The 9,085-nt window shown below is 69.9% G+C and carries 10 protein-coding genes; 3 read left to right on the top strand and 7 right to left on the bottom strand.

Going from position 1 to position 9,085, the window contains the following annotated elements:
• Nucleotides 1-170: 170 nt before the first annotated feature.
• The 3 genes from BEK98_RS32495 to BEK98_RS32485 all read right to left on the bottom strand — a co-directional run bounded on the left by BEK98_RS32495 (nucleotide 171) and on the right by BEK98_RS32485 (nucleotide 2,374).
• On the bottom strand, nucleotides 171-635 hold the full coding sequence (locus BEK98_RS32495; protein ID WP_094220301.1) for a DoxX family protein: 465 nt from the start codon (nucleotides 633-635) through the stop codon (nucleotides 171-173).
• Between the two features lie 75 nt (nucleotides 636-710).
• Entirely contained in the window at nucleotides 711-1,391 is a 681-nt protein-coding gene (locus BEK98_RS32490; RefSeq protein ID WP_094220320.1) for a class I SAM-dependent methyltransferase, read from the bottom strand.
• A 74-nt stretch (nucleotides 1,392-1,465) separates the two neighbouring features.
• Nucleotides 1,466-2,374: an acyltransferase domain-containing protein gene (locus BEK98_RS32485; protein WP_094220300.1), complete on the bottom strand. Its 909-nt coding sequence runs from the start codon at nucleotides 2,372-2,374 to the stop codon at nucleotides 1,466-1,468.
• A gap of 64 nt (nucleotides 2,375-2,438) precedes the next feature.
• Here BEK98_RS32485 and BEK98_RS32480 point away from each other — a divergent pair, with 64 nt between their 5' ends.
• Complete coding sequence (locus tag BEK98_RS32480) at nucleotides 2,439-2,759, top strand: DUF6343 family protein (RefSeq protein ID WP_208643299.1); 321 nt, start codon at nucleotides 2,439-2,441, stop codon at nucleotides 2,757-2,759.
• 97 nt (nucleotides 2,760-2,856) lie between these two features.
• On the opposite strand, the gene BEK98_RS32475 is transcribed toward BEK98_RS32480, so the two are convergent.
• The 3 genes from BEK98_RS32475 to BEK98_RS32465 all read right to left on the bottom strand — a co-directional run bounded on the left by BEK98_RS32475 (nucleotide 2,857) and on the right by BEK98_RS32465 (nucleotide 4,992).
• Nucleotides 2,857-3,237 (bottom strand): tetratricopeptide repeat protein, encoded by a 381-nt coding sequence (locus BEK98_RS32475; protein WP_094220298.1) that lies wholly within the window; start codon nucleotides 3,235-3,237, stop codon nucleotides 2,857-2,859.
• Between the two features lie 49 nt (nucleotides 3,238-3,286).
• Nucleotides 3,287-3,934 (bottom strand): dephospho-CoA kinase, encoded by a 648-nt coding sequence (gene coaE, locus BEK98_RS32470; RefSeq protein ID WP_094220297.1) that lies wholly within the window; start codon nucleotides 3,932-3,934, stop codon nucleotides 3,287-3,289.
• Nucleotides 3,935-4,053: 119 nt separating this feature from the next.
• On the bottom strand, nucleotides 4,054-4,992 hold the full coding sequence (locus BEK98_RS32465) for a PAC2 family protein (protein WP_094220296.1): 939 nt from the start codon (nucleotides 4,990-4,992) through the stop codon (nucleotides 4,054-4,056).
• A gap of 202 nt (nucleotides 4,993-5,194) precedes the next feature.
• On the opposite strand from BEK98_RS32465, the gene BEK98_RS32460 reads away from it, so the two are divergent.
• On the top strand, nucleotides 5,195-6,142 hold the full coding sequence (locus BEK98_RS32460; RefSeq protein ID WP_094220295.1) for a right-handed parallel beta-helix repeat-containing protein: 948 nt from the start codon (nucleotides 5,195-5,197) through the stop codon (nucleotides 6,140-6,142).
• A 186-nt stretch (nucleotides 6,143-6,328) separates the two neighbouring features.
• Here BEK98_RS32460 and rpsA read toward each other — a convergent pair whose 3' ends face one another.
• Nucleotides 6,329-7,822: a 30S ribosomal protein S1 gene (gene rpsA, locus BEK98_RS32455; protein WP_094220294.1), complete on the bottom strand. Its 1,494-nt coding sequence runs from the start codon at nucleotides 7,820-7,822 to the stop codon at nucleotides 6,329-6,331.
• 372 nt (nucleotides 7,823-8,194) lie between these two features.
• Here rpsA and BEK98_RS32450 point away from each other — a divergent pair, with 372 nt between their 5' ends.
• The gene (locus tag BEK98_RS32450; RefSeq protein WP_094220293.1) at nucleotides 8,195-9,019 is read left to right on the top strand and encodes a class I SAM-dependent methyltransferase; all 825 of its coding nucleotides are present in this window, start codon (nucleotides 8,195-8,197) and stop codon (nucleotides 9,017-9,019) included.
• Nucleotides 9,020-9,085: the final 66 nt, after the last annotated feature.

The raw sequence follows: 9,085 nt of genomic DNA, 5'->3' as shown, positions 1-9,085 counted from the left end.
GATTGGGTGGGTCCGGTGGGCGTCCTCGGGGGCGCTGAGTCGGCCCGACTTGGGGCCCCTCCCCCCTCCCCCTCCCCTCCCCCTTTTGCACGCTCGGGTTCTTCACGCTCGGCTGACGTCGGCCAGGCCCCCGCGCCCCGGCCGACGTCACCGTCGCTGTCCCGCACCGGTCACGCCCGTCGCCCTGCCTGTCGGCCCGCCCGCCCCAGCAGCCGCAGCAGTTCCGTGTTGTGCCCGCGCCGGGACCAGGCGATCAGGACGAGCGGCACGATCAGGATCAGCGGGGTCGCCGCGTACTGACCGTCGAAGACGGTGAGCTGGACGATGAACGCGCCCACCATGAGCGCGCTCAGCGCGATCGCCGCCACCGACTGCAGCACCGGCACCAACAGCGCGATCGCGCCGGCCAGTTCGAGCGCGCCGATGGTGTACATACCCGCACTGCCCCAGCCGATCTTGTCGAAGGACTCGACGGCCGACGGGTGCGCGATCAGCTTGGGCAGGGCGCTCGCGATCCCGTAGAAGAGGGCGAGCAGCACCTGCACCGTGCGCAGGGCGATCCGGGCGAGGCGACCGCGGGCGGTCACGGGGGCGGTGGAGGGAGTGGAAGTCGCGGGGGCGGTGGTCTCGGACATGGGGGTCTCCTGGGTGAAGCGGTCCCGGTTGCTGTCACCGAGGTAGACCGCCCGCCGTCCGAGAACTCATCGCTCCTACGCCACCGGTACCGCCCTCACCCACATCCCGTCCGGAGTCAGATACGCGTCCACCTCCAGTCCCGCCTCCGCCAGCGCCTGCTCGAACTGTTCCTTCGTGAGGGGCCTGGCGAGGAACGTCTGGGTCCAGGCCGCGTCCGGGAACACGTACTCGGCGCGCACCGAGTGCACCCCGTCGCCGACCGGCTCCGACGACGCGATCCGTACGGTGAAGCCGCTCGGGTCGACCCGCTCCCTCGGCACGTTGGCGTGGTAGTCCCCGCCCTCCCGCTGGATGAGCACGCAGCCGCTCTCCGCGACATGGCGGGCGCAGGCGCGCAGCATGCCGCGGCTCACCTCGACGTCGCCGTTGTGCACGAGGAACGACGCGAGCATCACCACGTCGAACCTCTCGCCCAGGTCCAGGTCCTCGATCGGGCCGCATATCGTGCGCGCCCCGCGGACGTGGGCGAGCATCTCGGTGGACTCGTCCACCGCCGTGACCGTGAAGCCGCGCTCCAGCAGGGCGTGGGTCACCCGGCCCACTCCGCTGCCCAGCTCCAGGATGTGGGCCCCGGCGGGCACTGCCGCGGCGATGACGTCCGGCTCGTCGCCCACCGGAAGCCGCGTGTACAGCTCGACCGCGCATCCGTCCGGGGTGATCGCACCGGGTCCTGTTCCGTCGTATCCTTCACGCATTTCGACCGTCATGCCCGAACAACGGGTGGCCTCCGTACGGCCGTTCCCGTCCGAGGGCGGTTCACGCTTTCGGGTTATTCGCCCTGTAGCGGGAACCATCCGTGCCCGATGTACCAGTGGCCTCCGGCTCGCAGATGGTCGCCGACGGCCCGCTCCACGGACGTGCGCCGCGGCAGCTCGGCGACCGGCAGGTCCGGGTTCCCGAAGACGAACTGGACGGGCTCGGTGTCGGCCGGTTCCGTGTCCTCGTGGGCGATGCGGAAGCGTTCCTGGAAGCGGATGACGTTGGACTGCGCGGGCAGGTGGCGCTTCAACTGGGGGTCGAGCAGCCAGGAGTGGCAGACCGCGACGGGGTACGTCTCGTCGGGGTAGTGGCCCGCGAAGAACTCCGTGGCCAGCGCCAGCGAGCGGTCACAGGCGCCCGGCGAGAGCGGGCCGAGGAAGTCGGGTATGTGGAGGTTCAGGCAGGGCGTGCCCGGGGCTGCGTCCAGCCCGGCGGCTGCGAGTGCCGCGCTGGTGCGCTGTCCGAGTGGGGCCCGCTGGAACTGCAGGCGTCCCAGTTGGTACAGCTCGCCGCGGAAGTGCAGGGTGAGCCAGCGCGGCGCCTGCACGCCCGCACTGCCGTGGCGCCTGCGGTGGACCGCCATGTTCCGCCCGAGGTCGGTGAGGGTGCGGCGGGAGACGTCGGCCGGGATGCCGCGCTCGCGGTGGTGGGTGCGGACGTAGGGGAGCGCCGCCACGAAGACATACACGGGGAAGCAGCGCTGCAGGGCACCCGATGGCCAGTCGAGCTCGGGCAGGTCGGCCCCGCCGCGGATCTCGCCCATCCCTCGCACCAGCTCGGCGACGGCGCCTTCGAGGGTCCGCGACAGTTCCGGGTCGTCGCTCACGCGTCGGCCCATTCGTACGAGTGCGTTGATGTCCTCGTGCGGTACCGCCAGATCGAGCAGCACCTCGGCCAGTTCGTCGGCATCGGGCAGCAAGCGATGACCCCCTTGGTGAACGTTCGCTCCGGAGAGTACGTTGCAGGCAGGAGTGGTGATCCTGATGCGTACGGGCAGTGAGCCGGCGACCGCGCGCAGTGCGCTGCGAGCGCGTTTCTGGCTGAGCGTGTGGGGGCTGGTCTGGGCGATCTTCGGCACGGCGGTGTTCGCGCTCGTCGGGCGCCCCGGTTGGGCGGCCGCCTGCGGGGTGCTGTGGCTGGTGGCCACCGTCGACATGACCATGATCCTCAGGCACATCCGGCAGGGGCCGCACTATCAGCCGGGCCGGGACATCCCGCCGTACCGGCCGGTGGACAGCGATCCGCCCCGCCCTCGGCCGAGCGGTCGGCCCTACCCGCGCCCGCCTCGGCCCCGCCACCCGTGACGGCGGCCTGCGGGCCCGTCAGCGCGGATTCCTCGGCGCGAACGCCCGGCACGGCCCGTCACCTCGGCGCGGACCCCCGGCACGGCCCCGTCCGCAGTCAGGACTCGAACTCGGCCGCCTTCAGGTACTGAGGGTTGGGGTCGAGCGCGGCGGCCAGCCGGAAGTGGCGCTTGGCCTGGTCTTGGCGGCCCTGGCGTTCGTAGGTGCGGGCCAGCGCGAAGTGCGCGAACGCGTTGTCCGGCTCACGCTCCAGCACGATGGTGAACTCGAGTTCGGCGGGCCGCAGTTGTGCGGCCGCGAAGAAGGCTCGCGCACGCAGCAGCCGGGCCGCGGTGTTCTCGGGGTGTGCGGCGATGACTCCGTCCAGCAGCTTCACCGCGCCCCGCGGATCCCGCGCGTTGAGCAGTTGCTCGGCCGCGCGGAAGTCTATGACGTGCGTCTCCGGAGTACGTCCGGTGGAACCGCTGATCTCGGGCACGGCAAAGTCCTTCCCTCACTGCGGCGGTTCAACGCCCTGCCACAGGCAGCTATTCCGCGCCGCCGTCGCGCGATCGCCCGTCCCCGGATGTCGCGCGCGGGTCGCGCGCCCGGCGCACGAGGTCGTCCCAGACCTCCGCCACGCGCTTGCGCAGCGCGTCCAGGGGTACGTCGTTGTCGATCACGATGTCCGCGATCTCCCGGCGCTGCTCGCGGGTCGCCTGCGCGGCCATGCGTGCGCGTGCGTCGTCGTCGGTCATGCCGCGCAGCCGGACCAGCCGGTCGAGCTGGGTCTCGGGGCTCGCGTCGACGACGATCACCAGGTCGTACAGCGGCGCCAGGGCGTTCTCCGTGAGGAGCGGCACGTCGTGGATCACCACGGCGCCCTCGGTCGCGGTGCTCTCCAGCTCGCGGGAGCGGGCGCCCACCAGGGGATGCACGATCGAGTTGAGGACGGCCAGCTTCTCCGGATCGGCGAAGACGATGGAGCCGAGTCTGGGCCGGTCCAGGCTGCCGTCGGCGGCGAGGATCTCCTCGCCGAAGGCCTGCACCACGGCCGCGAGACCGGGTGTGCCGGGCGCCACGACCTCGCGTGCGATGCGGTCGGCGTCGATCAGCACGGCTCCGTGCTCCACGAGCAGCCGCGACACCTCGCTCTTGCCGGCGCCGATGCCGCCGGTCAGGCCCACTTTCAGCATGAGCGGAAGCTTAGGCCCTGCCACTGACTGGGCCACCCCCCGGCGTCGGTCCTACGGCCGGGCCGGCCGCGCTGGGGCGTGCCGGACCCCGCGTCGCCTGCGTGATCCAGAAGACACCCCTAGTTCTCGCCCTCTCGCTCGGCCAGGAACCGCTCGAACTCCCGCCCGATCTCGTCGGCGGACGGAATCTCGACCGGCTCGGCGAGCATGTTGCCCCGGGTCTCGGCGCCCGCGGCCGCGTCGTACTGGTGCTCCAGGCCCTGGACGAGCGAGGTCAGCTCCTCGTCGCCTTCCTGGATCTGCCGGTCGATCTCGGTCTGCGTGCGGTGCGCGTCGGTACGCAGGGAGTGCGCGATGCCCGGCAGCACCAGCCCGGTGGCGGCCGTGACGGCCTCCAGTACGGTCAGCGCGGCGTCCGGGTACGGGGAGCGGGCGATGTAGTGCGGGACGTGCGCGGCGACACCCAGGACGTCGTGTCCGGCCTCCATGAGGCGGTACTCCAGCAGCGACTCGGCACTGCCGGGGACCTGGGCCTCCTCGAAGGGGCTGCGGTGGCCGGGGATCAGGTCGGTGCGGTTGCCGTGGGGGGTGAGGCCCACGGGGCGGGTGTGCGGGACGCCCATGGGGATGCCGTGGAAGTTCACGGACAGGCGGACACCGAGCCGCTCCACGATCTGCCGTACGGCGGCCGCGAACCGCTCCCACTCCACGTCCGGTTCGGGCCCGGAGAGCAGCAGGAAGGGGGCGCCGGTGGCGTCCTGGACGAGGTGGACCTCGATGGCCGGCACCTCGTAGTCGGTCCAGCTGTCCCGCTTGAAGGTGAGCAGCGGGCGGCGGGCCCGGTAGTCCACGAGCCGGTCGTGGTCGAAGCGGGCCACGACCTGGTGGGGCAGTGAGTCGAGGAGCCGGTCGACGATCTGGTCGCCGGTCTCACCCGCGTCGATGTATCCGTCGAAGTGGTAGAGCATGACAAGTCCGGCCGACTCCTGGGCGAGCGCCATGTCGACGACGGCCAGGCCCTTCGGCTCCCATGCGTACAAACCCTGCGGATCAAGCACTGTGACCGCTCCTCCTCGTGTTCCTCTTCCACAACGCGCCCTGGGGCGTAGGCATTCCCGCGTCAGGGCGCTGATCAGGCACCTAGGTCCGCGCATCTTGACGCCCCGTCAACTGGTCCGTACCTTCACGAAGACCGGAGTTCATATCCACGTACATCGTTCATGTATGAGATCCGCGTCCGTACGACAGGAAGGCACCCCCATGCGCACGCGCACGCTGCTCACCTCCCTGCTCGCCGCGACCACCGCAACCGGCGGCCTGCTCCTCTGCGCGGGCCAGGCCCCGGCCGCCTCGACCGTCGAGGTCGGCACCGCGGCGCAGCTCAAGACCGCGCTCAGCAACGCGAAGCCGGGCGACACGATCCATCTCGCGGACGGCACGTACACCGGCAACTTCAAGGCGACCACGCCGGCCGGCGCCACGGCCCGCATCACCCTCACCGGCTCCCCCGGGGCCGTACTCACCGCGAGCGGCGGCTACGGCCTGCACCTGAACGGCGCGTCCTACCGGACGGTCAGCGGGCTGACCGTGACCGGAGGCCAGAAGGGCATCGTGATCGACACGGCCAAGGGTGTCGTGGTGGACGGCGTCACGGTGCACGGGCTCGACATGGAGGGCGTGCACTTCCGCAACTCCAGCACGGACGGCGCGATCAGGAACTCCAGGATCTACGACACCGGGAACGACGGCCGGGGCATGGGCGAGGGCGTGTACGTGGGGACCGCGAACACGCTGTCCGACAGGAGCGACCGCATCCAGATCCTGAACAACACGATCGGCCCCGACGTCGGCGGCGAGAACGTCGACATCAAGGAGGGCACGACGGGCGCGCAGATCGTCGGCAACACCTTCGACGGCAGCGGGCTGACCGGCGCCAACTACGACGACTCCTGGGTCGACGTGAAGGGCAACGACGTCCTCGTCCAGGACAACACCGGCAACGACGGCTACCAGACCCACACCCAGCAGTCCGGCTGGGGCTGCGGCACGGTCTTCAAGAACAACAAGTCAACTTTGACTGGCACCACCGGCACGACCCAGCTGGCCATCAACGTCACCAACTACAGCGCCGGCTGCAAGACGACGGTCTACAGCACCAACACGGTGACAGGCGGCAAGGGTCTGACGAATATCCCGGTCACTTCCTGAGAAGGGCCGGGGCACCCCACCTAGGCGCGCGGGGCTGTATCCATATGCGGCTCCGCCGCGTGGGCGCGACAAGCCCCCACCGGGCCGCACCCAAAGGGCGGTCGCCCCAATAAAAATCTGAGGGCCCGCACCTCGAAAGGTACGGGCCCTCAAACCTACGAGCTAAGCCTCAGCTCACTGAGAAGCTCAGCTCTGGCCACCGGCCAGCTTCTCGCGAAGCGCGGCAAGCGCCTCGTCCGAGGCCAGCGCACCGGAGGTGTCCGCACCCTCGGAGGAGTACGAACCGCCACCCGACGCGGCCGGAGCGGCAGCCTCGCCACCTTCGGCGGCAGCGGCAGCGTCGGCCTCGCGGGACTTGATGACCTGCTGCTGGTGCTGCTCGAAGCGGGCCTGCGCCTCGGCGTACTGGTGCTCCCACGCCTCGCGCTGGGTCTCGTAGCCCTCGAGCCAGTCGTTGGTCTCGGGGTCGAAGCCCTCGGGGTAGATGTAGTTGCCCTGGTCGTCGTAGGACGCGGCCATGCCGTACAGGGTCGGGTCGAACTCGACCGTGGCCGGGTCGGCACCGAAGGCCTCGTTGGCCTGCTTCAGCGAGAGGCTGATGCGACGACGCTCGAGGTCGATGTCGATGACCTTGACGAAGATCGCGTCGTTGACCTGGACGACCTGCTCCGGGATCTCCACGTGGCGCTCGGCCAGCTCGGAGATGTGGACCAGACCCTCGATGCCCTCGTCCACGCGGACGAACGCACCGAACGGAACCAGCTTGGTGACCTTACCCGGGACGACCTGACCGATCTGGTGGGTCCGGGCGAACTGCTGCCACGGGTCTTCCTGGGTCGCCTTCAGCGACAGGGAGACACGCTCGCGGTCCATGTCGACGTCGAGGACCTCGACGGTGACTTCCTGGCCGACCTCGACAACCTCGGAGGGGTGGTCGATGTGCTTCCAGGACAGCTCGGAGACGTGGACCAGACCGTCGACGCCACCCAGGTCCACGAAGGCACCGAAGTTGACGATCGAGGAGACCACACCGGAGCGGACCTGACCCTTCTGCAGGGTCGTGAGGAACGTCTGGCGGACCTCGGACTGGGTCTGCTCCAGCCAGGCACGGCGGGACAGGACCACGTTGTTGCGGTTCTTGTCCAGCTCGATGATCTTGGCCTCGAGCTCCTTGCCCACGTAGGGCTGGAGGTCGCGGACGCGGCGCATCTCGACGAGAGAGGCCGGGAGGAAGCCGCGGAGGCCGATGTCGAGGATGAGACCACCCTTGACGACCTCGATGACGGTACCGGTGACGATGCCGTCCTCTTCCTTGATCTTCTCGATGGTGCCCCAGGCACGCTCGTACTGGGCGCGCTTCTTCGAGAGGATCAGGCGGCCTTCCTTGTCCTCCTTCTGGAGGACGAGGGCCTCGATCTCGTCACCGACGGCGACGACCTCGTTCGGGTCGACGTCGTGCTTGATCGAGAGCTCGCGGCTCGGGATGACACCTTCGGTCTTGTAACCGATGTCGAGCAGGACCTCGTCCCGGTCGACCTTCACGATGACGCCGTCGACGATGTCGCCGTCGTTGAAGTACTTGATCGTCTCGTCGATCGCGGCGAGGAAGGCTTCCTCGTTACCGATGTCGTTGACCGCAACCTGCGGGGTGGTGGCGGTGGTCTCGGTGCTGCTCGTCATGTGGGAAAGGGCTCCGGTTACGGACAGAAAGTCGTAGGTACTGCTACGCCGGGAGCCCGTATCGCTCTGAAGAAGCCGGACAGCCAAGGAAGCGCCCCACCAGTACTGGTGATGGCGCCTCGACAACCGAGGGGACATACAACAGATGCGAGCGCAGCCTGCTACGTCTGAGGTGCGCAGGCCCGCAGCGCAACTTGTAGCATACGGGGGCAGCCGGGCAGGGTCAATGCGCGAAGGCGCACACCCGGGGCGGATCGCCGCATACCCGGCACAAAAAATCGTCCCAGCAGGCCACGCAGGACTGCGGGACCCCTTCCGTGACACGCGCGCGCCCGGCGGGTTGGACGGAAGAGTACGACGAGGGAGCCGATCATCCAAGAGCCTGAAACGCTCGACCCCGAGGGGCTCGAGCCGGAAGCCACCCGACGTGACGCCGGGGTCGCGGAGAGCACCCGGGCCAACCGTGGCTGGTGGGACCGCAACGCCGACGAGTACCAGATCGATCACGGCACGTTCCTCGGCGACGACCGCTTCGTGTGGGGCCCGGAGGGCCTGGACGAGGTGGAGGCCGAGCTGCTCGGCGCCCCGGAGGACCTGAAGGGCAAGGACGTCCTGGAGATCGGCGCGGGCGCGGCCCAGTGCGCGCGCTGGCTGGCCGCCCAGGGCGCCCACCCGGTGGCCCTGGACCTCTCGCACCGCCAGCTCCAGCACGCCCTGCGCATCGGCGGATCGTTTCCCCTGGTCTGCGCCGACGCCGGCGCGCTGCCCTTCGCGGACGGCTCCTTCGACCTCGCGTGCTCCGCGTACGGGGCGCTGCCGTTCGTGGCCGACCCCCGGCTGGTGCTGCGCGAGGTGCGGCGGGTGCTGCGGCCGGGTGGCCGCTTCGTCTTCTCGGTGACGCACCCGATCCGCTGGGCGTTCCCGGACGAGCCCGGTCCCGAGGGCCTGTCGGTGTCCGCGTCCTACTTCGACCGCACTCCCTACGTGGAGCAGGACGAGGAGGGCCACGCGGTGTACGTCGAGCACCACAGGACGCTCGGCGACCGGGTCCGGGACATCGTGGCCTCGGGCTTCCGGCTCGTGGACCTGGTGGAGCCGGAGTGGCCGGCGTGGAACACCTCGGAGTGGGGCGGCTGGTCCCCCCTGCGCGGGAACCTGATCCCGGGTACGGCCGTCTTCGTCTGCGAGCGGGACTGAGCAGTCTCGTCCGTATATGCGCACGCGCGCGTGGGGGGCGTTTTCGGCGTCGTACGACACTAGGGG

This window comes from Streptomyces diastatochromogenes, from assembly GCF_002242805.1.
GTDB lineage: Bacteria > Actinomycetota > Actinomycetes > Streptomycetales > Streptomycetaceae > Streptomyces > Streptomyces diastatochromogenes.
Note: the sequence above shows the minus strand (reverse complement) of the source record. Positions and strands in the feature narration are given on the sequence as shown.

Bases quoted from the DNA above. Each gene is read 5' to 3' on its own strand.
- BEK98_RS32495 (WP_094220301.1), bottom strand. From the start codon at position 635: ATGTCCGAGACCACCGCCCCCGCGACTTCCACTCCCTCCACCGCCCCC.
- BEK98_RS32490 (WP_094220320.1), bottom strand. From the start codon at position 1,391: ATGCGTGAAGGATACGACGGAACAGGACCCGGTGCGATCACCCCGGAC.
- BEK98_RS32480 (WP_208643299.1), top strand. From the start codon at position 2,439: ATGCGTACGGGCAGTGAGCCGGCGACCGCGCGCAGTGCGCTGCGAGCG.
- coaE (WP_094220297.1), bottom strand. From the start codon at position 3,934: ATGCTGAAAGTGGGCCTGACCGGCGGCATCGGCGCCGGCAAGAGCGAG.
- BEK98_RS32460 (WP_094220295.1), top strand. From the start codon at position 5,195: ATGCGCACGCGCACGCTGCTCACCTCCCTGCTCGCCGCGACCACCGCA.
- rpsA (WP_094220294.1), bottom strand. From the start codon at position 7,822: ATGACGAGCAGCACCGAGACCACCGCCACCACCCCGCAGGTTGCGGTC.